This is a genomic window from Streptomyces sp. NPDC042371, assembly GCF_056437465.1.
This window is the reverse complement of the sequence record NZ_JBWKAP010000006.1, coordinates 99,348-121,807: the sequence shown is the minus strand read 5'-3', so window position 1 is coordinate 121,807 and position 22,460 is coordinate 99,348. Positions and strand designations below refer to the sequence as shown.

At 73.2% G+C, this 22,460-nt stretch carries 23 protein-coding genes and 1 pseudogene; 11 read left to right on the top strand and 13 right to left on the bottom strand.

The annotated features are described in order from the left end of the window. Positions 1 to 44: 44 nt before the first annotated feature. The 5 genes and pseudogenes from AC068B_RS19605 to AC068B_RS19585 all read right to left on the bottom strand — a co-directional run. Positions 45 to 1,238: a GDSL-type esterase/lipase family protein gene (locus AC068B_RS19605; protein WP_478672853.1), complete on the bottom strand. Its 1,194-nt coding sequence runs from the start codon at positions 1,236 to 1,238 to the stop codon at positions 45 to 47. Between the two features lie 53 nt (positions 1,239 to 1,291). Further along, positions 1,292 to 1,867, bottom strand: coding sequence for a TetR/AcrR family transcriptional regulator (locus tag AC068B_RS19600; protein ID WP_478672851.1), 576 nt, complete (start codon positions 1,865 to 1,867; stop codon positions 1,292 to 1,294). A gap of 69 nt (positions 1,868 to 1,936) precedes the next feature. After that, positions 1,937 to 2,827 carry a GNAT family N-acetyltransferase gene (locus AC068B_RS19595; protein WP_478672850.1) on the bottom strand — a complete coding sequence of 297 codons (891 nt, stop codon included), beginning with the start codon at positions 2,825 to 2,827 and terminating at the stop codon, positions 1,937 to 1,939. 51 nt (positions 2,828 to 2,878) lie between these two features. Beyond that, entirely contained in the window at positions 2,879 to 3,571 is a 693-nt protein-coding gene (locus tag AC068B_RS19590; RefSeq protein ID WP_478673277.1) for a DAK2 domain-containing protein, read from the bottom strand. 48 nt (positions 3,572 to 3,619) lie between these two features. Then, positions 3,620 to 4,594 (bottom strand): annotated as a pseudogene (locus tag AC068B_RS19585) (dihydroxyacetone kinase subunit DhaK); the annotation flags it as partial. Between the two features lie 300 nt (positions 4,595 to 4,894). Between AC068B_RS19585 and AC068B_RS19580 the strand changes: the two are divergent. Beyond that, on the top strand, positions 4,895 to 5,689 hold the full coding sequence (locus AC068B_RS19580) for a helix-turn-helix domain-containing protein (protein ID WP_468561606.1): 795 nt from the start codon (positions 4,895 to 4,897) through the stop codon (positions 5,687 to 5,689). A gap of 9 nt (positions 5,690 to 5,698) precedes the next feature. Here AC068B_RS19580 and AC068B_RS19575 read toward each other — a convergent pair whose 3' ends face one another. The 3 genes from AC068B_RS19575 to AC068B_RS19565 all read right to left on the bottom strand — a co-directional run bounded on the left by AC068B_RS19575 (position 5,699) and on the right by AC068B_RS19565 (position 8,140). After that, positions 5,699 to 6,706: an alpha/beta fold hydrolase gene (locus AC068B_RS19575; protein WP_478672848.1), complete on the bottom strand. Its 1,008-nt coding sequence runs from the start codon at positions 6,704 to 6,706 to the stop codon at positions 5,699 to 5,701. A gap of 142 nt (positions 6,707 to 6,848) precedes the next feature. After that, complete coding sequence (locus AC068B_RS19570) at positions 6,849 to 7,643, bottom strand: SDR family NAD(P)-dependent oxidoreductase (RefSeq protein ID WP_478672847.1); 795 nt, start codon at positions 7,641 to 7,643, stop codon at positions 6,849 to 6,851. 101 nt (positions 7,644 to 7,744) lie between these two features. Next, complete coding sequence (locus tag AC068B_RS19565) at positions 7,745 to 8,140, bottom strand: DUF488 domain-containing protein (RefSeq protein ID WP_478672845.1); 396 nt, start codon at positions 8,138 to 8,140, stop codon at positions 7,745 to 7,747. 121 nt (positions 8,141 to 8,261) lie between these two features. Here AC068B_RS19565 and AC068B_RS19560 point away from each other — a divergent pair, with 121 nt between their 5' ends. From AC068B_RS19560 to AC068B_RS19550, 3 genes are all read left to right on the top strand, one after another. Then, on the top strand, positions 8,262 to 9,863 hold the full coding sequence (locus tag AC068B_RS19560; protein ID WP_478672844.1) for a phosphatase PAP2 family protein: 1,602 nt from the start codon (positions 8,262 to 8,264) through the stop codon (positions 9,861 to 9,863). A 77-nt stretch (positions 9,864 to 9,940) separates the two neighbouring features. Continuing rightward, on the top strand, positions 9,941 to 10,669 hold the full coding sequence (locus tag AC068B_RS19555) for a helix-turn-helix transcriptional regulator (protein WP_478672843.1): 729 nt from the start codon (positions 9,941 to 9,943) through the stop codon (positions 10,667 to 10,669). A gap of 274 nt (positions 10,670 to 10,943) precedes the next feature. Continuing rightward, positions 10,944 to 11,627, top strand: a complete 684-nt coding sequence (locus tag AC068B_RS19550; protein ID WP_356254038.1) for a glycerophosphodiester phosphodiesterase — start codon at positions 10,944 to 10,946, stop codon at positions 11,625 to 11,627. 6 nt (positions 11,628 to 11,633) lie between these two features. Here AC068B_RS19550 and AC068B_RS19545 read toward each other — a convergent pair whose 3' ends face one another. Beyond that, positions 11,634 to 12,197: a GNAT family N-acetyltransferase gene (locus tag AC068B_RS19545; RefSeq protein WP_478672842.1), complete on the bottom strand. Its 564-nt coding sequence runs from the start codon at positions 12,195 to 12,197 to the stop codon at positions 11,634 to 11,636. An 81-nt stretch (positions 12,198 to 12,278) separates the two neighbouring features. Here AC068B_RS19545 and AC068B_RS19540 point away from each other — a divergent pair, with 81 nt between their 5' ends. Beyond that, a complete protein-coding gene (locus AC068B_RS19540; protein WP_478672840.1) occupies positions 12,279 to 12,671 on the top strand; it encodes a VOC family protein in 393 nt (130 codons plus the stop codon). Here AC068B_RS19540 and AC068B_RS19535 read toward each other — a convergent pair. Further along, positions 12,653 to 14,221, bottom strand: coding sequence for a carboxylesterase/lipase family protein (locus AC068B_RS19535; RefSeq protein WP_478672839.1), 1,569 nt, complete (start codon positions 14,219 to 14,221; stop codon positions 12,653 to 12,655). The genes AC068B_RS19540 and AC068B_RS19535 overlap by 19 nt on opposite strands. Before the next feature lie 296 nt (positions 14,222 to 14,517). Here AC068B_RS19535 and AC068B_RS19530 point away from each other — a divergent pair, with 296 nt between their 5' ends. Continuing rightward, on the top strand, positions 14,518 to 15,864 hold the full coding sequence (locus tag AC068B_RS19530) for an NAD(P)/FAD-dependent oxidoreductase (RefSeq protein WP_478672838.1): 1,347 nt from the start codon (positions 14,518 to 14,520) through the stop codon (positions 15,862 to 15,864). A 6-nt stretch (positions 15,865 to 15,870) separates the two neighbouring features. On the opposite strand, the gene AC068B_RS19525 is transcribed toward AC068B_RS19530, so the two are convergent. Both AC068B_RS19525 and AC068B_RS19520 read right to left on the bottom strand, forming a co-directional pair. Further along, positions 15,871 to 16,407, bottom strand: coding sequence for a MarR family winged helix-turn-helix transcriptional regulator (locus AC068B_RS19525; RefSeq protein ID WP_478672837.1), 537 nt, complete (start codon positions 16,405 to 16,407; stop codon positions 15,871 to 15,873). Then, positions 16,404 to 18,146 carry an FUSC family protein gene (locus AC068B_RS19520; RefSeq protein ID WP_478672836.1) on the bottom strand — a complete coding sequence of 581 codons (1,743 nt, stop codon included), beginning with the start codon at positions 18,144 to 18,146 and terminating at the stop codon, positions 16,404 to 16,406. Before AC068B_RS19520 ends, AC068B_RS19525 begins: the two co-directional genes overlap by 4 nt. A 201-nt stretch (positions 18,147 to 18,347) precedes the next feature. Between AC068B_RS19520 and AC068B_RS19515 the strand changes: the two genes are divergently transcribed. Continuing rightward, a complete protein-coding gene (locus AC068B_RS19515; RefSeq protein WP_478672835.1) occupies positions 18,348 to 18,902 on the top strand; it encodes a DUF5134 domain-containing protein in 555 nt (184 codons plus the stop codon). A 102-nt stretch (positions 18,903 to 19,004) separates the two neighbouring features. On the opposite strand, the gene AC068B_RS19510 is transcribed toward AC068B_RS19515, so the two are convergent. Then, entirely contained in the window at positions 19,005 to 19,646 is a 642-nt protein-coding gene (locus AC068B_RS19510; RefSeq protein WP_478673276.1) for an HAD family hydrolase, read from the bottom strand. 141 nt (positions 19,647 to 19,787) lie between these two features. Between AC068B_RS19510 and AC068B_RS19505 the strand changes: the two genes are divergently transcribed. The 4 genes from AC068B_RS19505 (at position 19,788) to AC068B_RS19490 (ending at position 22,410) form a co-directional block, all read left to right on the top strand. Beyond that, on the top strand, positions 19,788 to 20,723 hold the full coding sequence (locus AC068B_RS19505) for a M56 family metallopeptidase (RefSeq protein WP_478672834.1): 936 nt from the start codon (positions 19,788 to 19,790) through the stop codon (positions 20,721 to 20,723). A gap of 115 nt (positions 20,724 to 20,838) precedes the next feature. Next, positions 20,839 to 21,537 (top strand): phosphatase PAP2 family protein, encoded by a 699-nt coding sequence (locus AC068B_RS19500; RefSeq protein ID WP_478672832.1) that lies wholly within the window; start codon positions 20,839 to 20,841, stop codon positions 21,535 to 21,537. A 31-nt stretch (positions 21,538 to 21,568) separates the two neighbouring features. After that, a complete protein-coding gene (locus AC068B_RS19495) occupies positions 21,569 to 21,838 on the top strand; it encodes a hypothetical protein (RefSeq protein WP_478672831.1) in 270 nt (89 codons plus the stop codon). Continuing rightward, positions 21,835 to 22,410, top strand: coding sequence for an RNA polymerase sigma factor (locus AC068B_RS19490; protein WP_478672830.1), 576 nt, complete (start codon positions 21,835 to 21,837; stop codon positions 22,408 to 22,410). Before AC068B_RS19495 ends, AC068B_RS19490 begins: the two co-directional genes overlap by 4 nt. Positions 22,411 to 22,460 lie beyond the last annotated feature (50 nt).

The following is a 22,460-nucleotide window of genomic DNA, read 5'->3' as shown; positions in this document are numbered from 1 at the left end:
TCGTCAGGTCGTGAAGTCGCAAGGGGTGCCGCACAGGCATTCCGTCAGGCCGCGCCGTCCGCGAAGGGGCCTCCCGCCGTGAAGGCCTTGGCGGCGAAGCGTTCGCCGATGCGGTGGTGGGTGGCGGCGTCGGGGTGGAGGTCGTCGGGAAGGGGCAGCTCGGCGGCGTCCGCGGAGCCGTAGAGGTCGCGACCGTCGAGGTAGTGGAGGTGCGGGTCGTCGGCCGAGCGCTGCTTCACGATGCGTGCCAGTTCGTCGCGGATGACGTTGAGGGTGAGCTTTCCCATCGCCCGCTCCGCCGGGTCGCCCATCGCCTTGAACCGGATGCGCCCCTCCGAGAATTCACTGAAGTCCGGCGCGCTGGGGCCGGGGGTGTCCTCGTGGACGGGGCACAGGATGGGCGAGACGACCAGGAGGGGCGTGTCGGGGTGCCCCTCGCGGATGGTGTCGAGGAAGCCGTGCACGGCCGGGCCGAAGGCGCGCAGCCGCATCAGGTCGGCATTGACCACATTGATGCCGAGCTTGACGCTGATCAGGTCGGCGGGGGTGTCCCGCAAGGTTCGGGCGGTGAACGGGTCGAGCAGGGCGCTGCCCGCCAGCCCCAGGTTGATCAGCTCCACACCGCCGAGCGAGGCGGCGAGCGCGGGCCAGATGGTGGTGGGGCTCGCGGCGTCGGAGCCGTGGCTGATCGAACTGCCGTGGTGCAGCCACACCTTGCGGCCCGGGTCGCGCGCGGGCTCCACGGGAGCGTCGGCGCGCAGGGCGAGCAGCTCGGTGGTCTCGTTGTGCGGCAGCCAGATCTCGACGTCCTTCATGCCGTCGGGCAGACCGTCGAAGCGCACGGTGCCGGGCTCCCCCGCGGTGTGCTCGGCGGTCCCCGCGCTCATGTCGATGGTCAGGACGTTGCCGCCCTGGACGGTCGCCGCACCGGCCGGGCGGCCGTCCACGAGCAGGTCGTAGACGCCGTCGGGGCGGGGCGGGGCACCCACGTAGGACCGCTTGGTGGGCAGCGTGTCGAGCTCGATCGCGGTGGCGCGGGTACGGAACGCCAGGCGTACGCCGGAGGGCTGGGACTCGGCCATGGCGAGCTGCCCGTCGGTGTTCTGGACGCGGGCCCGAGCGGGGAGCCGGTGCGGCAGGACGCCGCGCTCGGTGTGCTCCACGTCGAGGGCGCCGCGCAGGAGCTCCGCGGTGATGGCCGTGTTGATCCAGGAGTGGTGGGTGTCTTCGGTGTGCATTGCCTCAACCTGTTGATCAAGTGTGTGGATTCGGGCGCTGGAGCTCTGGAGCTCTAGGCGGTCGGCTCGGGCCAGTTGCGCAGCAGGGTGTCGAGGGCGTCGATGACGCGCGTCCACGTCTCCTGCGAGTCGGGCGCGCTGTGACCGAACCCGCCCGCGAGCTCCAGGCTCACGTAGCCGTGGAAGACGCTGCCGAGGAGGCGGACCGCGTGGGTCTGGTCCGGTTCCGTCAGGTCGTACCCGCGCAGGATCGCCCGCGACATCTCCGCGTGCCTGCCGCCCGCGCTGGCGGCGGCCGCTTCGGGGGTGAGCCGGAGTTGGGCCGCGGCGTACCGGCCGGGGTGCTCCTGCGCGTAGTCGCGGTAGACGTTCGCCAGCGCGGCCAGCGCGTCCTTGCCCGCACGCCCCGCAAGGGCGTCGGCACCCCGGTCGGCGAGTTCCGCAAGGGCGAGCAGGGCGATTCCCGTCTTGAGGTCCTGGGAGTTCTTCACGTGCGAGTAGAGGCTCGCCACCTTGACGTCGAAGCGGCGGGCGAGCGCCGAGACGGTCACTTGGTCGAAGCCGACCTCGTCCGCGAGCTCCGCCCCCGCCCGGACCAGACGTTCCGTGGTCAGCCCTACGCGCACCATGACGTTCCCCTCTCTCGGCATAACCGATTATGCAGTTGCCTAATACCTTTAGGCAAATCGGTATTGACGTTAGGGAACCTCGATGCGCTTCTCGAACCAGTGGTGCGCGTACGGCTCGTCGTTGAACGCGGGCACCTCGCGGAAGCCGCAGGAGTGGTAGAGGCCGATCGCCGCGTCGAGCGCCCTGTTGGTATCCAGACGCAGGAGGGTGCGGCCCTCGCGGGCGGCCAGTGCCTCCAGTTCCGTGAGGAAGCGGCGGCCGAGGCCGAGTCCCCGCGCCGCGGGCGCGACCCACATGCGCTTGATCTCGGCCGCGGAACCGGGCGGCAGCTTGAGCCCGGCGCAGCCGATGGGCTCGCCCTGCGACCTCGCCACCAGGAACAGGCCGTCCGGCGGCCGCAGCCCGCCCGCGTCCGGCAGCAGGCTCTGCGCGGGATCGAAGCCGGTGTCGAAGCGCTCCTGCAGTTCGGTGAAGTAGGACCGCAGACAGCCCTGGGCATCGGGATGGTCGGGGTCGACGGCGTCGAGGGTGACCGTCCCTGCGGTGAGCAGCCGGTCGACCTCGGCCATGGCGGCGACGAGCCGGGCGCGCTGCGCGGTGTTCAGCGGCTCCAGGAGGGAGCCCGCGAGATCGTCGCTCCGCTCGTCGAGGAGGTCGCGTTCGGCGCGGCCGGTCGCGGTCAGGCGGACCGTGCGGACCCTGCGGTCCCGGAGGTGCGGCTCCACGACCACCAGGCCGTCGCCCTCCAAGGCGCGCAGCAGACGGCTGACGTAGCCGGAGTCGAGGCCGAGGCGCTCGCGCAGCATGCGCACGTCCTGCCCCTGCTCGCCGATCTCCCAGAGGAGCCGGGCCTCGCCGATGGGCCGGTCGCGGCCCAGGTAGTGGTCGTGCAGCACGCCCACGCGCTCGGTGACCGTGCGGTTGAAGCGGCGTACTTGATCGATCTGTCCCGCAGTCATTCTCTGACCTTAGTCAGAGAATGACTGCGGGACGAGTCGATCAGTGTCCGGTCAGAGGACGGTGATGTGCCCGGGAGCGGGCAGGCGCGGAGCCGTGGCGGGCTCGTGGATGTCCGCGAGCGCCATGAAGAGCAGCGCGACGGCCAGGGCGCCGGGGTCCGGCACGCCGAGCGCGTGGTCCCCCACGTAGCTGGCGCGGCCGCGGCGGGGGCGCAGCGATGCGGTGGCGAGGGCGCCGCGGATGGCCGCCTGCGCGGCCTCGGTCAGCGGGGCCTCGGGGGCGTCGGTGTCCCGGGCGGCGGCCAGGGACTCGGCGGCGGGCGCGAGGGCGTCGACCAGCGTGCAGTCGCCGGGGACCGCGCCGCCCACCCGGTGGATGGCGGCGTGTCCGGCCGCGGCGGCCTCCGCGAGCGCGGCCACCGTCGGGGCGCCGCCGTCCGCGGGCGAGGCGGTGGCCAGGTGCTGGAAGAGGAGGCCGAACAGGGGGCCGCTGGTGCCTCCGACGTCGTTGAGGAAGGCCTCGGCGAGAGCCGCCGTGCCGTCGAGGCCCGTCTCGTCGGCCAGCTTCACCGCGCGGCGCACACCACCGGCGAGGTTGTCGCCGAAGTCGCCGTCGCCGACGAGCTGATCGAGCTTGGTGAGGTTGTCGCGGACCTGCGTGACGGTGAGCGCGTAATGGTCGAGCAGGGCGCGGTCGCCGCCCTCGCGCGGCGCGGCGGCCGGGGTGCTCGCGGGCGTCGGCACCGGCGCCGCGGGGCTCTCGGGGGTGAGGGAGGGGCGCGGCAGGACGAGCGGGGTCCGGGTGGGGGCGGTCCACAGCTCGGCCCAGCCTTCCTCGAGGCGCGTGAGGGTGAGGGAGAACCCGGCCATGTCGAGGGCGGCCGTGAAGGTGCCGGGGACGACCAGGACCGGACGGAGGCCGCGGGCGGTGAGCTCGTCGTTCAGGAGCACGGCGATGGCGTTGAGCTCCAGCTCGGTGGTGGCACCGAGGCCGTTGACGAGGGCGAGCACCTCGTCGGGCCCCTCGGGCAGCGCGTCCAGGAGGTCGTCGGTCATGCGGCGGACGAGGTCGCCGGTCGCGGGCCTGGCGATGGTGCGGGTGCCGCGCTCGCCGTGGATGCCGACGCCGTAGTCGAGGGTGCCCTCGTCCAGCTCGAACGCGGGCTTCAGGGTGGTGGGCGAGGTCTGGGCGCGGGCCGCGACGGCGATGCTGCGGGAGTGGCCGACGATCCGCTGCCCCAGCTCGGCGAGCTCCTCCAGCGTCGCGCCCCGGTCGGCGGCGGCGCCGAGGAGCTTCTCGACGACGACCGTCGCGGCGGTGCCCCTGCGGCCGGTGGCGCTCTCCGCGCTGTCCGTGGCCAGGTCGTCGTCGATCAGGACGGTGGCGACGGGGATGCCGTCGTGCCGCAGGCGCTCGGCCGCGATCTGGAAGTTGATCACGTCGCCGGTGTAGTTCTTGACGATGTGCAGGACGCCGCCGCTCTTCGCGGCCGCCGCGCTCGCCTCGTAGATCTGCCGGTTGTGCGGGGAGGCGAAGACCTCGCCGGGACAGACGGCGTCCAGGCCTCCCCTGCCCAGGAGCCCGGTGTGCAGCGGCTCGTGGCCGGAGCCGCCGCCCGAGACCAGGGCGACCGTGCGGGCCGGGTCCGCGTCCCGCGCCCGCAGGTAGAGCGGGCTGCTGTTCACCTCGATCATCCCGGCGTGCGCCAGGGCCAGCCCACGGGCGGCGGTCAGCACGGCATCGGTCTCCGGAAGGAAGTGGCTCATCGGTGAACTCTCCGTAGGTGTGCGAGGGGCGCGCGGCGGCCGACGGACGGGCCGACCGCGCCGCGGAACAACGGTCCCGCACCCGGAACCCCGGAGTTCCGACCGTGCCGGGTGGCGAGACGCCCACCATGGCCGCCCGCACCGCACCAAGGTCGGCACGCCCGGATACCGGCACTCTCGCGTTCCGGTCACCGGCGCCGTGTGCGAGGCTGACACCGTGCCCCGGACCGGCCGGGATCCGCGCGGGGCACGCGGCACTCTCCGTACGACAGCACCATTTTTGCGAGGTCTTTACTGTTGGTGGACGCGCGACGTGAGGACCTGGGACGGATGCTGCGCGCCTGGCGGATGGCGCGGGACCCCGCCCTGCTGCCGGGCCCCGTCCCCTTCCGCGGCCACCGGAAGTACCTCACCCAGCTCGACATGGCCCTGCTGCTCGGGGTCTCCGAACGCTGGTACCGCGCGCTGGAGCGGGGCGAGGACCGCAAGTACGCCCGCGAGATGATCGCCGGGGTCGCACGGATCCTCGACCTCTCCCCCCGTCAGTCGACCGCCCTCCACCGCGGCACCGGCCACCCGCCGCCCCGCCACCGGACCGAGGGCGCCCGGCCGGACGACGCGATGCTCGACCTGCTGCACCAGCAGCGCCGGGTGAGCTGGATCTGCGACCAGGCCTGGGACGTGGTCGCCGTCAACGCCGTGGCGGCGCGGCACTGCCCCTGGCTGGCCCGCGCGGACGCGAACGTCATGACCTGGGCGTTCTCCACCGAGGCCCGGTACCAGCTGCGCGACTGGGACACGAAGTGGGCGGCCCCGCTGCTCGGACGGCTGCGCCTGGCCTGGCAGCGCTGGCCGGACAACGAACGTCTGGACGACGTGGTGCGGACGGTGCGGCGCGAGCCGGGCGTCGCCGCGCTCTGGGACCGCACGGCAGACGTCCGGGCGCCGCTCGACGACGCGGCGCTCCCCATGTACTTCCCGCTGGTGGCGCCCGACCCGTTCGACGTGCACGTCTCGGCGTACGGGCGCTTCGGCGACACGGCGCTGCGCTGGCTGGTCCTCACGCCGGTGGACCCGACGGTCACGTTCCCCTGAGCCCCTCCGTCAGTCGGCCAGGGTGCCGAGCCACTCCGTCAGGAGTCCGTTGACCTCGGCGGGGCGTTCCTGCTGGACCCAGTGGCCGCAGCCGTCGAGGACGTGCGAGGCGTGCAGGCCCGGCAGGGTGTCGGGGTACGCCTTGATCGCGTCCGCCAGCCACATGGTCGAGGCGTCCAGGCCGCCGCCGATGAACAGGGACGGCTGGCGGATCGGCGCTCCGGCGAAGCGGGGGGTGAGGTCCTCCCAGTCGCGGTCCATGTTCCGGTAGCGGTTGAGCGCGCCGGTCAGTCCGGTCCGCTCGAACTCCGCGGCGTAGACGTCGAGATCCCGCTCGTCGAGCCAGCCGGGCAGCCGCCCCGCGGGGAACCGGTCACGCAGCCGCCCGCCACGGCTCACGAAGTGCGGGTCCGGCGCGCCGGGGCCCGGCATCGTGTCGGCGGAGAGCGCGGCGTAGAAGCCCGCGAGCCAGACCCGGACGTCCGGTTCGATCTCGGCCTCGGCGCGGCCTGGCTCCTGGAAGTACGAGACGTAGAACTCCTCGTCCCCGCCCATCCCGGCGAACACCTCACCGGGCCGCGGACCGCCCGGCGGTGTGTACGGGACGCTCAGCAGGCCGACCGCGCGGAAGACGTCGGGCCTGACGAGCGCGGAGTGCGCGGCGACGTTCGCGCCCCAGTCGTGCCCCACGATGACCGCGCTCTCCTCGCCGAGTTCCCGCACCACGGCGACGCCGTCCTCGACCAGGTCGAGCATCCGGTACGCGGCGGTGTCCGCGGGCCGCGACGAACGCCCGTAGCCGCGCACGTCGACGGCGACCGCGCGGTACCCGGCCGCGGCCAGGGCGGGCAGTTGGTGGCGCCAGGAGTACCAGGACTCGGGGAAGCCGTGCACCAGCAGGACGAGGGGTCCGGTGCCCTGCTCCACGAGGTGGATGCGGCCTGCGGGCGAGGGGACCAGGCGGTGGGTGAGGTCTCCGGGGGACGAACTCTGGGACTGGGGCTGGGGCTGGGGCATGGACCCTCCTGGGGCTCCGGCTGCGGCGACTCGGTCCCGAGCATGCGACGCGCGTCCGCGGCAGGACGACGTTCGTTGCCGTTCCGGCAAATGCGCGCCACCAGGACTGCTGGTGACAGCCGGTGAAAGCCGGTGAGGTCGACTACGGAACGATCGAGTCCACGTATCCGCCGTCCACCCGCACCGCGCCGCCCGTCGTCGCGGACGCCAGCGGGGAGCTGAGGTAGACGACCATGTGCGCGATCTCCTCCGGCTCGATGAGCCGCTGGATCAGCGACTGGGGGCGGTGCTCCGTCATGAACTTCCGCTGCGCCTCGTCCCACGGCAGCGCGCGGTCGACCAGTTCGTAGACGAAGTCCTCCACGCCACCGGTGTGCGTCGGCCCGGCGATCACGGAGTTGACGGTGACGCCGGTCCCCGCCGCCTCCTTCGCGAAGCCCCGCGACACCGCGAGCAACGCGGTCTTCGACATGCCGTAGTGGATCATCTCCGCGGGCGTGACGAGCGCCGAGTCGCTGGCGATGTTCAGGATCCGGCCCCAGGAACCGTCCTTCATGCCCGGCAGATAGTGGCGGATCATCCGCACCGCGGTGAGAACGTTGACCTCGAAGTAGCGGCGCCACTCGGCGTCGCTGATGTCGAGGGCGGGCTCGGCGCCGAAGACACCGAGGTTGTTCACGAGGACATCCGCCCGCGGAACGGCCTCGAAGACCTGCTCCGCGCCCTCGTCGGTGGAGATGTCCCCCGGTGCCGCGAGGAACTCGGCGCCGTCGCACTCGCCCTTGAGCCGGTCGACGGCGGCGTCCACGGAGTCGCGGGACCGTCCGTTGACCGCCACCCGGGCGCCCGCCCGTGCCAGACCGGCGGCGATCGCCGCGCCGATTCCCTGGGTCGAGCCGGTGACGAGCGCGGTCCTGCCGGAAAGGTCGACGAGCACGGTGCGTACCTCCTGGAGTTCCTGTCGTGCCTCTGACGTGCCACGGGTACGCCAGGGGCGTGCCCTCCGGCGTGCCTCCGGTGTCCCCACTGCCTCCATGCTTACCCCTTCTCCCCCTTGTCCCGCCTGCCCGGGTCCAACACGTCGACGAGCACGCGTACGTGCCCGTGCGGGAGGTCCTTCGTGGCCGTCAGTAGGGTCAGTCGGCCTGCGCGGGCGAGGCTGCGCAGCCGGTCGAGTTCCGCCGTTCTCTCCGGGTCGGCGAGCTCGTGGCGGTAGCGCTCGGCGAACTCGTCGAAGCGGTCGGGGTCGTGGTCGTACCAGCGGCGCAGCTCGTTCGACGGCGCCAGCTCCTTGTCCCAGGCGTCGAGCCGGGCCCGGTCCCTGGACACCCCGCGCGGCCAGAGCCTGTCGATCAGGACGCGGGTGCCGTCGTCGGGCGACGCCTCGTCGTAGACGCGCTTGACCTGCACGTCGAGGGAGCGGCTCGGCGCCATGCGGTTCTCCGTCCGGTCGGCTGCCACCCGCAGGTCGGGGGCCGGCCCCAAGACTGCGACACGTACCCCGTTCGGGCGAGCATTGCGGGCTTCCGCCGCGTCGCCCTGCTCAAGTGAGGCCATGAAACGACGGATCGGGAGCATCGACCGACGATGGTTCGAACGGGTGGCGTCGGCGCGGCTGCCGGGCGCGGAGCAGGTGCTGCCGCCGCTGAGCTCGGCGGCGAACCACGGGCGGCTGTGGTTCGGTGTGGCGGGCGCCCTCGCGGTCGTCGGGGGCCCGGCGGCCCGGCGTGCCGCGCGGCGCGGGGTCGGCGCCCTCGCGCTGGCCTCGGTGGCCACGAACACCGTGGCGAAGTACGCGGTACGCCGACACCGCCCCGTCCTCGACGCCGTCCCCGCGATGCGCCGCCTCTCGAAGGAACCGTGGACGTCCTCGTTCCCGTCCGGGCACGCCGCGTCGGCGGCGGCGTTCACCGTGGGGGTGGCGCTGGAGACGCCCCGGTACGGGGCGCTGCTCGCCCCGGTCGCCGCGGCCGTGGCGTTCTCCCGGGTGTACGTGGGGGTGCACTACCCGGGTGACGTCCTCGCGGGCTGCGCGCTGGGCGCGGCGGCCGCCGCGGTGACCTGCTACTGGTGGCCGCCGCGCCCCTTGCCCGCGCAGCACCGGCGGTCCAGGGTGAAGGCTCCCGCGCTGCCCGAGGGCGAGGGGCTTGTCGTGGTCCTCAACTCCGGTTCCGGGAAGGGCGTTCCGGGGCGGCTGCCCGCGCAGGAGCACGTGGAGCTGCTGCTGCCGAAGGCCGAGGTCCTGGCGTGCGGCCCGGGCGACGACCTCGGCGAGATCCTGGACAAGGCCGTGGCGCGGGCCACGGCTACGGCCGGGGTGCTCGGCGTCTGCGGCGGGGACGGCACGGTGAACGCCACCGCCCGGCGCGCCGCGGAGGCGGGGCTGCCGCTTGCGGTCTTCCCCGGCGGCACCCTCAACCACTTCGCCCTGGACGCGGGCACGCCCACCTTCGAGGACACCGCGCACGCCGTCCTGCGGGGCGAGGCCGTCCGCGTCGACCTGGCGCGGGTGCGCGACGGCGACGGCAAGGACGTCACCGGCTTCGTCAACACCTTCAGCATCGGGCTCTATCCGGAACTCGTCCGACAGCGGGAGAAGTTGGAGGGGCGCATCGGCAAATGGCCCGCGGCGGCGGTGTCGTTCATCGAGGTGCTGCGGACCGCCACTCCGCTGCGGATCCGGCTCGACGGTCACGACCGTGCCCTGTGGCTGCTGTTCGCGGGAAACGGCCAGTACGCGCCGGACGGCCTCGCGCCCACGCACCGGCCCCGCATGGACGACGGCCTCCTCGACATCCGCACGGTCGACGCGGAGGCGCCGCTGGCCCGGACCCGCGTCGCCCTCTCCTCCCTGGGCGGTGCGCTGCGGCGCTCCAGGGTGTTCCGCACCGAACGCGTCGAGCAGCTGAGGCTCAGCGGCCTGGAGGACGTGGCGAGACTCGCGTATGACGGCGAGACCGCCCCGGCGCCGGACGCCCTGCTCCTCGACAAGCTGCCCTCCGCGCTGACGGTCTACAGCCCCGCCGCGCCGCTGGACGAGATCGCCCAGCGGGCCCGCACCCTCACGCTGGCGGCGAACCGCCGTCCGGGCCGCGGTCCGGGCCGGTGGCGGCGGTCGTTCGGGGGTGGTGCGAGTGGCCCGCTGCCTGCCGGGTGATGCCTTGGGCGCCTGTGCGTGACGGTCTGGCCGCCCACCCTTGCGCCCGTACCGTCCCGTTCACTTCAATGCGCCCTATGGCGGCCCGTAGAAGCACCTCGCAGCAGCAGGGATCCATCGAATCCGCTGACAGTGGCGGCGTGTTGCCGCCGACCGCGTGGGCCGTGCTCGGGCTGCTCTCCTTTCCCGGGGAGCGGACCGGCTACGAGCTCAAGAAGTGGGCGGACGCCTCCCTCCGCTTCTTCTACTGGTCGCCCGCCATCAGCCAGATCTACGCCGAGCTGCGCCGCCTCGAAGCGCTCGGGTACGCCACATCGCGCCGCTCGGGGCCCGAGGAGCCCCGCGCGAAGCGCGCCTACGCCATCACCGACGAGGGCCGCGCCGCGCTGGCCGGGTGGGCGGATGCCGGGCGGGACGTGGGCCCGCCCGTCCTCAAGCACCCCTTGCTGCTGCGGATCTGGCTCGGTCACCTCACGGCCCCGGACCGGCTGCGGGAGCTGGTCGCCGGGCACATCGAGCAGACCAGGGGGGAGCTGAAGGAGGCCAGGGATGCGCTCGCGCGGGTGGACGGGGCGCAGGCGTGGTCCCACCCCCAGGTCGCGCTGCGGTGGAGCGAGCGGCGTCTGGAGTCGGAGGTGGAGCTGGCGGAGGCGATGCTCGACGATCTCGCCGTACTGGAAGCGGGCGGGGGGTTCGAGGCGCCGCACGCGCCGCGCAACACCTCCGTGGCGGCGGGAGCGGAGCCCGTGGAGCCGTCCGCGGAGCCGCCGGGTCAACCCGTGGAGGACTCGCCCACCCCCGGGTGAAGCGACTCGCCCCGGCGGCGCTCCTGCCGGTAGGACGGACGGAGTCAGCCGTCCCCGCCGTACGGAGCAGCGCACCCGTGAGCACCCGTGCCGTCCTTGTCGCCGCCCTCATCACCGGGCTCCTCCTCGGGATCGCGGGAACCAGAGAGGACGAGTCCACTCACCCGCGTCCACACGGTTCCTTCACCGAGGCGGGCCATTAGGCTGCGACATTGCCGCGCGGCTTCCTCCGCCGTGCGGTCGCCGAGCCTCCGTCGACGGAAGCGAGTGGATCTTGAACTTCCTCACCATCGGTCATCGCGGGGTCATGGGTGTCGAGCCCGAGAACACCCTGCGGTCCTTCGTCGCCGCGCAAGCGGCGGGCCTCGACCTCATCGAGCTGGATCTGCATCTGAGCAAGGACGGCGCCCTCGTCGTCATGCACGACGCCGACGTGGCCCGTACGACCGACGGCAGGGGGCCGATCGCCGAGAAGACCCTCGCCGAGCTGCGGGAACTCGACGCGGGCCGCGGCGAGCGCATCCCCGTCTTCGAAGAGGTCCTGGACGCGGTGAAGTCACCGCTGCAGGCCGAGATCAAGGACGTCGCGGCCGCGCGGGCCCTGGCGGAGGTCATGCACCGCCGCGATCTGGTCGCACGAGTGGAAGTGATCTCCTTCCACGACGAGGCGATCGCCGAGATCGCACGGCTCGTCCCCGGAGTGCGCACCGCGCTCGTCGCGAGCCGCTACGGCACCGACGTGGTGGAGCGCGCCACCGCGGTCGGCGCGACCACCCTCGTCCTCAACATCCGGCGCCTGACGCTGGAGATCGTCGAGCGCGCCAAGAAGGCCGACCTGCGGATCATCGGCTGGGTCGTGAACACCCAGGACGATCTGCGCCTGGTGCGGGCCCTGCAGTTGGACGGGGCGACCACCGACTATCCGGAGATCAAGCGGACGGGCCGCTTCACGGCCTAGGCGAGCCTAGGCAAGGTCCAGTTCCAGTTCTTTGACCAGCAGCTCGAACTGCAGGTCGTCCCGCTGCGGGATGCCGAAGCGCTCGTCGCCGTACGGGAAGGGGGTCATCTTTCCCGTACGGCGGTAGCCGCGCCGCTCGTACCAGGCGATGAGGTCGTCGCGGGCGGAGATCACGGTCATGTGCACCTCGCGGACGCCCCACGCCTCGCGTGCCGCCCGCTCGGCCTCGGCGATGATCACCTTGCCGAGGCCCGCGCCCTGCAGGGCAGGACTGACCGCGAACATCCCGAAGTAGGCGTGGTCCCCACGGTGTTCGAGCTGGCAGCACGCGACGAGCGCGCCGTCCCGCTCGACCGCGACCAGTCGGCTCGTCGGCGACTCGATGACGTCGACGACACCCTGCGGGTCGGTGCGCTGCCCCTCCAGGAGGTCGGCCTCGGTGGTCCACCCGGCCCGGCTCGCGTCACCGCGGTACGCCGACTCGATCAGCGCGACGACGGCATCCACGTCGCCCGCATCGGCGTCGCGGAAGATGAGCTCTCCTGAGCTGGGGCGCGGGGCGGTGTCCATGGACCTGGCTCTCCGAATCTTGGCGCGGTATGGGGCGCCGTCGAGCCTAACCCGCCGCCGCGGGCGCTAGGGTGCGGCCGCATGGTCCACGTACTGAGCAGCAGGACACTTCTGCGCCCCACCGACCCGGAGCGCTCCCGCGCCTTCTACGGCGAGACGCTGGGCCTCGGCATCCACCGCGAGTTCGGCACGGGGCCCGAGCGCGGCACGGTCTACTTCCTCGGCGGCGGGTTCCTGGAGGTGTCCGGCCGCTCCGACGCCCCGCCCGCGCCCGGTCTCCAGCTCTGGCTCCAGGTCGCGGACGTCGCGGCGGCCCACGAGGAGCTGGTGGAGCGCGGCGTCGAGGTGCTGCGGCCGCCGGTCAAGGAGCCGTGGGGCCTGGTCGAGATGTGGATCGCGGATCCGGACGGCGTCAGGATCGTTCTCGTCGAGGTCCCGCACGACCACCCGATCCGCTACCGGCCCGGGATCTGACCTTCCGGGAGCAGCGGCAGCACGGCGAAGGCGTGCTCCCGCCAGATCAGGCGGGACGGCTCCTCCGGGTAGGCGGCGACGGTCGGCAGGGCGTCGAAGAGCTGCACGAGGCGCTTGTCGCGGTCGTACGAGGGCCAGCCGGGGTCTCCGTGGGCGGCGAACGCCGTCCACGCGGAGCGCATGCGGGCGGACAGGACCTCCGCCTCGGACTCGGTTCCGGTGGAGGGCGCTCCGCCGATCAGTGCGGCGGGCTGGCCGCGGTCGAGGTTGCCGAAGACGAGGGGCACGTCCAGGCCGTGGCAGGCGCCGAGTACGCCCTCCATGCCGGGGGCGGGCCAGGTCAGCTCGTAGGCGTGGACGCGGCCACCGGCGGCAGCCTGCGCCTCGGCGAGATGGAGGCTCGGCATGCGGAACAGCCAGTCGGACAGGACCAGTTCGTAGAGCTCGTCCGGGCCCGCCTTCGGATAGGCGTCGCGATAGGCGCGGGCGCCGTCCGGGCCGGGGGCGAACGTGTCCAGGGCGGCCGCCGCGGTCTCCTCGCCGACCTGGCCGAGGAGTCCGTCGAGCGCGGTGAGGAGCCGCTGTTCGTGGCGGGTGTGGCCGACGAGGAGGTCGATGTGCCGGGCCGCGCCGTCGGCCAGGGCCTGCCACGGGGTGACCGTCAGGGTCGTGCCGTCGAGGACCGGTGCGAAGGTGATCGACCGGAGCGCGGGCCTGCCCCAGCGCCCGGCCCGCCGGGCCGCCCCGGCGCCGACCGCGTCGCCCGCCGCGGACAGCCGGTGCGGCGCCACTTCGCGGAGGTCGGCCACCGTGGGCCGCAGGCCCAGTTCGGCCGCGCACGCGGCGGCGATGTCGGCGGCGAGCTCCGGCGCGAAGAACGTGCCCTGCACGCTCTGTGCGACGGCCCGGCCGAAGAGTCCGTCCGCGCCCCGCGCCGCGAGGAGCGCGGCGACCGATCCCCCGCCCGCCGACTGCCCGAAGACCGTGACCCGGTCCGGGTCGCCGCCGAACGCCCGGATGTTCTCGCGCACCCACTCCAGGGCGGCGATCTGGTCGAGCAGGCCGCGGTTGGCGGGCGCCCCCTCGATCTGGCCGAAGCCCTCAAGCCCCACCCGGTAGTTGAACGTCACAAGGACGACCCCGCCGTCCCGCACCAGACGCCCGCCGTCGTACTCGGGAAGGCCGGACATCCCGATGGTGAAGGCGCCGCCCTGGATCCACACCATCACCGGCAGCGCCGCGCCGGGGCCTGGATCGGGCGACCAGACGTTGACGGTCAGCCAGTCGTCGCCCACCGCCTCCCGGGCCAGCGCGTCCATGCCGAAGTGACCGCCCTGCGGGGGCGGCGGCCCATAGGCGACGGCCTCGCGCACCCCGCTCCAGCCGCGCACCGCACGCGGCGCCGCGAAGCGCAGCGCGCCGACCGGGGGCTCGGCGAACGGGATGCCCCGGAAGACCGCGACGCCCGCCTCCCTGCTGCCGCGCACCGACCCGGCCGCCGTGCGGACCTCGGGCCGGGACCGGGACGCACCGGAACCGTCGACGCTCATCGCAACTCCCCCTCTGGGCAGACGGGCCGCGGTCACAGGGACCAGCGCCGCCCGGACACCACGGAGCATCCCGCTCTCCGCTGATCCGGCGCCAACCATTTACGCAAGTTGCGCAGATCGAGTACAGATGTGTGAAGCACGTCACACGAGCAATCCATCCAGGATGCAGGGGTACAAGGCCACGGGTACGGTCCGCAGAAGATCTTCCACAGCCCTGACGGGCCCGACGGCCCCCCCGGACCCGACCGGCCCGACAGCCCTGAAGTCGATCTCCAACCGCTCAGGAGAGACATCACATGGCAGCTCCCCGGATCCTCATCGTCGGCGGCGGTTTCGCCGGCCTGGAGTGCGCTCACAAGCTGGAGAAGAAGCTCTCGCCCCACGAGGCGGAGCTGCGGCTGATCAGCCCGACGGCCCACCAGCTGTATCTGCCGCTGCTGCCACACGTCGCCTCAGGAGTGCTCACTCCACAGTCGGTGGCCGTGCCGCTGCGCCGGATGCTGCGCCGCACCGCGATCGTGCCTGGCGGCGCCGTCGGCATCGATCCCAAGGCCAAGGCCGTGGTCGTACGGAAGATCAACGGCGAGGAGGTCGTGGAGCGCTACGACTACCTCGTCCTGACGCCCGGCAGCGTCACGCGGCAGTTCGACATCCCCGGCGTCGACCGGCACGCGGTGGGCGTCAAGACGCTCGCCGAGGCCGCGTGGATCCGCGACCACGTGATCTCCCAGCTGGACCTGGCCGCGGCGAGCTCCAGCTGGGAGGAGCGCGAGCAGCGGCTGCAGTTCGTGGTGGTCGGCGGCGGATACGCGGGCGTGGAGACGGCCGCGTACCTGCAGCGTCTGACGTGCGCCGCGGTCAAACGCTATCCGGGGCTCGACGTGTCGCAGATCAAGTGGCACGTGGTGGACGTCGCCCCGAAGCTGATGCCGGAGCTGGGCGACCGGCTCGGCGAGAAGGCGATGGAGATCCTCCAGCGCCGGGGCGTGCACGTCTCGCTCGGGGTGTCCGTGGCCAAGGCGACCGAGGACACCGTCACGCTCACCGACGACCGGGTCCTGCCGTGCCGGACGCTGATCTGGACCGCGGGGGTGGCGCCCAGCCCGCTCATCGCGACGCTGGACGCCGAGACCAACCGGGGGCGGCTCGTCGTCAGCCCCGATCTGACGGTCCCCGGGCTCGACGGCGTCTTCGCGCTCGGCGACGCGGCGGCCGTCCCCGACCTCGCCAAGGGCGGCGACGCGATCTGCCCGCCGACCGCGCAGCACGCCATGCGGCAGGGCTGGGCCGCCGCGCGGAACGTCGTCTCCGCCCTGCGTGGCTTCCCGCTCGCCGACTACAAGCACAAGGACATGGGCCTGGTCGTCGACCTCGGCGGCATTCAGGCGGTGTCGAAGCCGATGGGCGTGCAGCTGACCGGGCTGCCCGCCCAGATCGTGGCGCGCGGCTACCACCTGGGTGCCCTGCGCACACTGACGGCCCGCTTCCGGACGGCCGCGAACTGGGGACTCAACGCGGTCGCGGGCAACGACTACGTACGCACCAGCTTCCAGAGCCAACGGCCCGCGACGCTCAAGGACTTCGAGATGACCGACGCCTATCTGACGCAGGAGGAGATCACCAAGCGGGTGGAGGCGGCCTGAGGACTCTCAGCCCTTCCGCACCCCGAGCCGCCCTTCAAGCTGCGCGAGCAACTCCCCCAGGAGTTCGCTGAGTTGCCCCTGCCCCGCACCGTCCAGCACGGAGAGGACGACCGTCTCGTACGCGAGCTGCTCCGGCAGGATCGCGTCGACGAGGTCACGCCCGGCCCCGGTCAGTCCGACGTGCGCGACCCGGCGGTCCCGCGCGTCGGCGCGCCGCTCGACCAGTTCCCGCTCCTGCAGCAGCTTGAGCCGCTTGGTGACGGCGGCCCCGGAGGAGAAGGTCTCGCGGGCCAGCTCGCCGGGGGTCAGCTCGTGCCCGGTGCGGCGCAACGCGCCGAGCAGGTCGAACTCGGCGCGGGTCAGGCCCGCCCGCCGCAGCGGCGCGTCCTCGGCCTGCTGGAGGAGGGCGGCGCAGCGGTTGATGCGTCCGATCACCTCCATGGGTCCGGTGTCGATGTCGGGCCGCACCGTCTGCCACTGCCGCACCACCGCGGCCACGGTGTCCCCACCGGGACCGGCCACCGGACCGTTCTGCGTCGTCATGCTCGTGCGCCCTCCCAGGCGTCGGCGGCTCCCGCGCGGGGCCGCGCCCCCTGACCGTTCTCTCCGCCCTGGCCGTGCAGCCTGCGGACCGTCGCCGCGAGCGTACGGTGTCCGGCGCGTTCGGCGGCGAGCACGCGCTGTTCGGGCAGGGCGCGCTGCCACCATTCGCCCGCGGCGGCGTCCGCGGCGGCCCGCAGTTCGACGAGGGCCGCGGCGAGGCGGCGCCGGGCGGGTTCGACCGCGCCCACCCCCGCGAGTCCCGCCTCGGCGGCCTCCCTGGCCCGGTCGGCGGCCGTGATGGCGTTCTCCATGTGGTCGGTGGCGCGCCGGTTGGTGACGAGGACCGCGGCCGCGACGCCGAGCACGGCGCCCACCAGGGTGTCCACGACGCGGTCCAGGATCAGCTCGCCGGGCTGCTGGAATCGCCCGAACTCGGTGACGAGCAGCGCCATCGGCGTCACGCACACGCTGCCCAGCCAGTAGTTGCGGGTGATCAGGGCCTCCGCACCGAAGGCGAGGGCCAGGCAGCACACGATGAGCTCGGCGTGGCCGAGGTGCGCGAACGGCGCGATGGCGGCGAAGGCGAGCACTCCGATGAGGTTGCCGACCACGCGCTGCACGCCCCGGTTCCAGGTGAGGGTGACGTTGGCCTGGTAGAGGGAGGCGGCCGTGACCAGGGCCCAGTAGGGGCGGCCGATGCCGAGCGCGAGCGAGCCGTATCCGGCGAGGGCGCAGCCGACGGCGGTGCGCAGCGCCACGGGCAGCAGCGGGGAGCCGGGGGCGAGCCGCCGCCGCAGCGGCACCTTCGGCCCGGCGAGTTCGGCGTCGACACCGAGGAGTTCCTCCTCCTCGCCGGGGTGTGTGCCGCGGGGGCGCGGGACGGCGCCCGTGCCGCGCAGCCCGGCCGCCCAGGTGCGCAGCGTGTCGGGGTCCGCGGCTTCGGGCACGGCGAGGGCTTCCTCGGCGCGGACGACGAGACGGGCCAGGGCGCGCCGGGCCTGCGTGGTCCGTGCGCCGGTGGCGAGCAGTGACTGCCAGGCGGCGTGCACGGCTCCCGCCGCGGCGGCGCGGGCCCGCTCGGCGCCGGGCCCCGCGGCGTCGTCGCGTCCGACGGCGGCGTGCGCGTCGGCGTACGCGGCGGCGGCGTTCAGGGCGCGTGCGGTGGCCCGGCGCTCGGGTCCGTGCGGCCGCACCAGGGCGGGCGCCATGCCGACGAGCCAGGCCACGGCGCCGCCCGCGAGGGTGAGCGCGAGGTGGCCGGGGACCTGCCCCAGGGACTGCGGCGCGAAGAGGCTCGCCGAGCTGATGAAGGTGAAGATCAAGTGTCCGGGCGGCCCGACGCGTGTGGCGTCGCAGAGCGTCTTCTGCGCCGCGGCGAGCAGCGCGCCGACCGCGACGAGGACCACGGCGGAGCTCGTGAGCGAGGCGGTGACCAGGGCGACGGCGATGCTCGCGGTCATGCCCGCGACCACTCCGGCAAGCATCCGGGCGCGGGCCGCGTAGGGAAAGTTGTGGGCGTACAGGGCGCAGAACGTTCCGGCCATCGTGTACATCACGAGGTCGAGCCGCCCGAGGGCGAGCAGCGTCAGGTTCGGCAGGGCGGTGGCGACGACCACGCTGCTCGCGGGCTTGAACCAGATGTCGGACGGCTTGCCCGGACGCAGCACACCGGCGAGCGGGAGCCTGCGGGCGCGGACGGGGCGGGATTCGGGGTGCGGGGACGGCGGCGTACTGCTCATACCCAAAAGGTTAGCAAGTGTTTTACTCGCAAATGATTTGGGTCCGACAGAGGTACTGGAGGCGCGCCCGCCCCCGCGCTCCCCATGCTGTGCTCCCCGTGCACCCCCATGCGCTCGCGTACGACGCCACACACCCGGGCATCGACCCGACGAGACCGTTGACACCTTGACACCTCGACATCACCGACAGGGGAGGGTGCGGTGCACGGACCGGCACAGGCCGCCTGGCTGCTCGTCGCGCTCTGCACGGGGACCGGGGCCTACTGCCTGCTGCGCATGCGCAGCAGGATCGAGGAACAGCGCCGCACGGCCGGCGGCGAGGCGCTCATGGGGTTCGGGATGGCGGTGATGGCCGTGCCCGCGGCCGTGCTCGCGCCGCCCCGCTGGGCGTGGCTGGTCTACGCCGCGGTGTTCGGCGCGGCCGCGCTGCACACCCTGTGGGCGGCCCGCAGCCACCCGCACCACCTCCACCACCTGGTCGGCGCGTTCGCGATGGCCTACATGTCGGTGGCGATGGCGATGGTTCCGGGCGCGCACGCGGGCCACGGAGGCGCCGGCATCCCGTTGCTGACCGGCGCGCTCCTGCTGTACTTCGTGGGGTACGTCCTGTGGTCGGGCGCCCGGCTGGCCCCCCGGGCGGTCTCCTCGGCGGCGGGCGGCGCGGCCGCGCTGGGGTGGGCGGACCGCTCCGAGGTGGCACTGGCGTGCCGGTTGTCGATGGGGATCGGGATGGTGGCGATGCTGCTGACGCTGTAGCCGTGCCTAGGCGTCTCGACCGCACCTCAGCGTCTTGACCGTCCTTCGGCTTCGTAGCCGCGCCTCAGCGTCTTCACCGCGCCTCGGCTTCGTAGCCGCGTCTCAGCGTCCGGTCAGCGCGGCCAGTGCGGTGAGGCTGTCGATCCGCCGGTCCGCCGTGTCGGCGACGTCGGGGTCGTCCGCCCAGTAGTGCCCCCACGGGCCGCGGCGGATGTGGGCCGTGCGCAGTCCGGCCCGCTGGGCGGGGAAGACGTCGTGGGCGGGGTGGTCGCCGACGTAGAGCGTCTCCTGGGGGTCGGCCTGGGCCACTTCGAGCACCCGGGCGAAGAAGGCGGGGTCCGGCTTCGCCACGCCCCAGTCGCCCGACGTGGCGATGTGGTCGGCGGGCAGGTCGAGGTCGCGAAGGAGCGCGCCCGCGCGCGCCGTCCCGTCCCCGGCCACGACGACGCGGATGCCCAGCTTCTGTAGCCCGCCGAGGGCGGGACGCACGTCCGGGTAGAGGTCGGCCTCGCCCAGATGCTCACCCCGCCCCGCGGTCTCGCGTGCACGGCAGGCGGAGGCCACGTCCATGTCCGGGCTGATCAGCCGCAGCACGTCCGCGTTGCCCCCGCCCTGCGCGACGACGGCTCCGACGAGCGCGGACAGGGTGTGGCGCGGCACCTGCAGCCAGTCCGCCCAGGATGCCCAGTAGCGGTCGTCTTTGGTGAGGGTCTCCCCCACGTCGAACACGATGGTCTCGATCATCATCCGCACCTTAACGGCGACCCGGCGCCCCGTCCGCGGTCGTCACTCGTACGAGAATTACGCCCGTGTCGGCCGTGGCGTGCGTCACTTGGGGTGACAGCCCATACCCTCGGGTAGCCCGACCCTCATAGGCTGGGCGCCATGATGGTCCCCGTCGCACTGCTGCTGCTGGGCGCCCTGACCGCTGTCGTCGCCCCCCGAATGCTCGCGCGGGCCGACTGGCCGGAGCGCGAACCCGTGGTCGCGCTGTGGGCTTGGCAGTGTGTGGTGGCGGGCGTACTGCTCTGCTGCGCGCTCTCGATGACCCTGAGCGCGGCCGCCGCGTGGCAGGCCGTGCGCGGTCACATCTTCGCGCCCGCACCGCACGCCGTGGTCGAGGCGTACGCGCTCCAGGCGACCGGCCCCTGGGCGGCGGCGACCGCCGTGGTCCTGGCCTGTGGCGGCGTGTGGACCGCGGCCATGCTGGCCAGGGAGATCGTGCGGGCGCGGACGCGGCGCTCCGGGAGCCGGGCCGAACTGCTCGAACGCTCACCGCTGTTGCCCGGCGAGGAGCCGGGCAGCAACCGTCTCGTCGTCCTGGAGGGCGAGCGCCCCGACGCCTGGTGGCTGCCGGGCCAGGCACCCCAACTGGTCGTCACCACGGCCGCGTTGCGCCGCCTGAAGGGCCGTCAGCTCGATGCGGTGCTCGCCCACGAACAGGGCCACGCGCAGGCCAGGCACGACTGGTTGCTGCACTGCTCGGGCGCGCTGGCCATCGGGTTCCCGCAGGTGCGGGTGTTCGCGGCGTTCCGCGACGAGATGCACCGCTTGGTGGAGCTGGCCGCCGACGACGTGGCGTCGCGCCGCTTCGGCCGTCTGACGATCGCCCTCGCGCTGGTCGAACTCAACGAGGACCGCGGTGTCTTCGGCCCCTGCCCGGCCCACCAGGCACACGTCCCGCAGCGCGTGCACCGCCTCCTCGCGGCCCGCCCCCGCCTCACCGCGGGACACCGGCTCCGCCTGACGGCGACGGCCGCGCTGGTCCCGGTGACCCCCGTCCTGGTCACCTTCGTACCGGGGCTGCGCGCACTGGGTTAGTACGTCACCAGTACGTCACCGGCGGGTCGGGACACTCCCCGCCGCAAGCCCCGCCGGAACACACCCTGCCGCCCCGGGATGGCCTCGGCCCCGCCCCGTCGGCGAGGATCACTGCATGTACCCCGCGCCGACCGACACCCCGACCCGACCGCCCGGCGCCCGGGCCGCGCTCACCGCCGCGGCCCTCGGCGTGCCGTCGCTCCTGCTGCTCCTCCTGGTCGCGCTGGAGTGGCGGCCGCTGCTCTCGCTGGACGCCGACATCGCGCGCACCACCCACCGCTGGGCGGTGGACGAATCCGGGATCACGCGCGTCAGCCGCATCCTCACCGACTGGGTGTGGGACCCCTGGACGATGCGCGCCCTGTGCGCGGTGGCGGTGATCTGGCTGGCGCTGCGCGGGGCCTGGTGGCTCGCGCTCTGGCTGACCGGCACCTGCGCGGTCGGCTCCGCGCTGCAGCAGGGGCTCAAGGCGGCGGTCGACCGGCCGCGCCCGGTCTGGCCGGACCCGGTGGACTCCGCGCACTACGCGGCGTTCCCGTCGGGGCACGCGATGACGGCGGTGGTCGTCTGCGGTCTGCTCCTGTGGGTGCTGCACCTCCACGGCGCCCGCCCCGCCCTGTGGCGCACCTGTCTGGCCCTCGCCGTGATCTCCATCGTCGGGGTCGGGGTGACCCGGATCTGGCTCGGCGTGCACTGGCCGTCGGACGTCGTGGGCGGCTCGCTGCTCGGCGCCATGATGGTCGCGCTGGCCGTCGCGACGTACGCGTACGGGCCCGGAAGGCGGACCCGGTCACGCTGTGTTGACGAGGGCTAAACACTTCTGGTGCGGCGAGAGATGAAGAAGCATGAACGCCATGACAGCCCTGGTGCCAGGGTGGGCAGTTGAAGGGGCAGTGTTCGTGCTGCGGGTGATCCCGTGGTCCGGCTGCTGCGTCCTGCTCGTCGTCGGAGTGCTGCGGCTTCTCGCGGAGAGGTCTCGCCGCAGGACACTGCTGGCCATCACCGTCCAGGCGCCGCCGGGCACCGTGGTGGCGCAGGAGCGGGGATCGGGCGGTCCGAGCATGTGGATTCGGGTGGGAGGCGGGGCGGCGCCGCTTCCGGAGCGGGAGTCATGACGTCCCAGATCCCACCGGAGCACTGGGAAGAGGTCGCGGAGCTGTACGTGCGGTTCCGCGACGACATGGTCCGCTTCGCGGCGCGGCTGCTCGGCCGTGCGCAGCACCTGGCTCACGACTTGGTCCAGGAGGTCTTCAAGGCCGCAGCCCTGCGCTGGGGCACGCTGCGCACCCGTGCGGAGGACAAGCAACGGGCCTGGTTGTACCGGGTGTTGAAGAACAAGGTCTTCGACCAGTGGGGCGCGGCCAGACGCTCGGAAGTCGGCGGTCTCAGCGACGATCTGGTGGCCGACCTGGACACGCCGCGGACCGCGGTCTCCCATCTGCTGTTGCGGAAGTGCTGGAAAATCATCGACAGCATGCCTCCTGCCCAGCGCCGGGTGGCACTCTTGAAATGGCAGGGCGAATGGGCCAACGACGAGATCGCCAAGCATCTGGGCATCGCTGAGAGCACCGTGCGGGTACATCTGCGCAATGCGCGGCGGACCCTGGCCACGGAGCTGGGGAGCGAGGTCGTCTTTCCCTCCGAGTGGAGGGACAGGAGTCCGGGAGAGGAGGCAGAGGATGAGTAACGGCCAGGACAGGGCCGACGCACCCGGCGCCCCTTCTTCCTCAGGAATCC

What these genes read in the sequence shown, in the direction of transcription:
- AC068B_RS19605 (WP_478672853.1), bottom strand. Translation starts at nt 1,238, where the DNA reads ATGCACACCGAAGACACCCACCACTCCTGGATCAACACGGCCATCACC.
- AC068B_RS19600 (WP_478672851.1), bottom strand. Translation starts at nt 1,867, where the DNA reads ATGGTGCGCGTAGGGCTGACCACGGAACGTCTGGTCCGGGCGGGGGCG.
- AC068B_RS19595 (WP_478672850.1), bottom strand. Translation starts at nt 2,827, where the DNA reads ATGACTGCGGGACAGATCGATCAAGTACGCCGCTTCAACCGCACGGTC.
- AC068B_RS19575 (WP_478672848.1), bottom strand. Translation starts at nt 6,706, where the DNA reads ATGCCCCAGCCCCAGCCCCAGTCCCAGAGTTCGTCCCCCGGAGACCTC.
- AC068B_RS19565 (WP_478672845.1), bottom strand. Translation starts at nt 8,140, where the DNA reads ATGGCGCCGAGCCGCTCCCTCGACGTGCAGGTCAAGCGCGTCTACGAC.
- AC068B_RS19560 (WP_478672844.1), top strand. Translation starts at nt 8,262, where the DNA reads ATGAAACGACGGATCGGGAGCATCGACCGACGATGGTTCGAACGGGTG.
- AC068B_RS19555 (WP_478672843.1), top strand. Translation starts at nt 9,941, where the DNA reads ATGGCGGCCCGTAGAAGCACCTCGCAGCAGCAGGGATCCATCGAATCC.
- AC068B_RS19545 (WP_478672842.1), bottom strand. Translation starts at nt 12,197, where the DNA reads ATGGACACCGCCCCGCGCCCCAGCTCAGGAGAGCTCATCTTCCGCGAC.
- AC068B_RS19540 (WP_478672840.1), top strand. Translation starts at nt 12,279, where the DNA reads ATGGTCCACGTACTGAGCAGCAGGACACTTCTGCGCCCCACCGACCCG.
- AC068B_RS19535 (WP_478672839.1), bottom strand. Translation starts at nt 14,221, where the DNA reads ATGAGCGTCGACGGTTCCGGTGCGTCCCGGTCCCGGCCCGAGGTCCGC.
- AC068B_RS19530 (WP_478672838.1), top strand. Translation starts at nt 14,518, where the DNA reads ATGGCAGCTCCCCGGATCCTCATCGTCGGCGGCGGTTTCGCCGGCCTG.
- AC068B_RS19525 (WP_478672837.1), bottom strand. Translation starts at nt 16,407, where the DNA reads ATGACGACGCAGAACGGTCCGGTGGCCGGTCCCGGTGGGGACACCGTG.
- AC068B_RS19520 (WP_478672836.1), bottom strand. Translation starts at nt 18,146, where the DNA reads ATGAGCAGTACGCCGCCGTCCCCGCACCCCGAATCCCGCCCCGTCCGC.
- AC068B_RS19510 (WP_478673276.1), bottom strand. Translation starts at nt 19,646, where the DNA reads ATGATCGAGACCATCGTGTTCGACGTGGGGGAGACCCTCACCAAAGAC.
- AC068B_RS19505 (WP_478672834.1), top strand. Translation starts at nt 19,788, where the DNA reads ATGATGGTCCCCGTCGCACTGCTGCTGCTGGGCGCCCTGACCGCTGTC.
- AC068B_RS19500 (WP_478672832.1), top strand. Translation starts at nt 20,839, where the DNA reads ATGTACCCCGCGCCGACCGACACCCCGACCCGACCGCCCGGCGCCCGG.
- AC068B_RS19495 (WP_478672831.1), top strand. Translation starts at nt 21,569, where the DNA reads ATGAACGCCATGACAGCCCTGGTGCCAGGGTGGGCAGTTGAAGGGGCA.
- AC068B_RS19490 (WP_478672830.1), top strand. Translation starts at nt 21,835, where the DNA reads ATGACGTCCCAGATCCCACCGGAGCACTGGGAAGAGGTCGCGGAGCTG.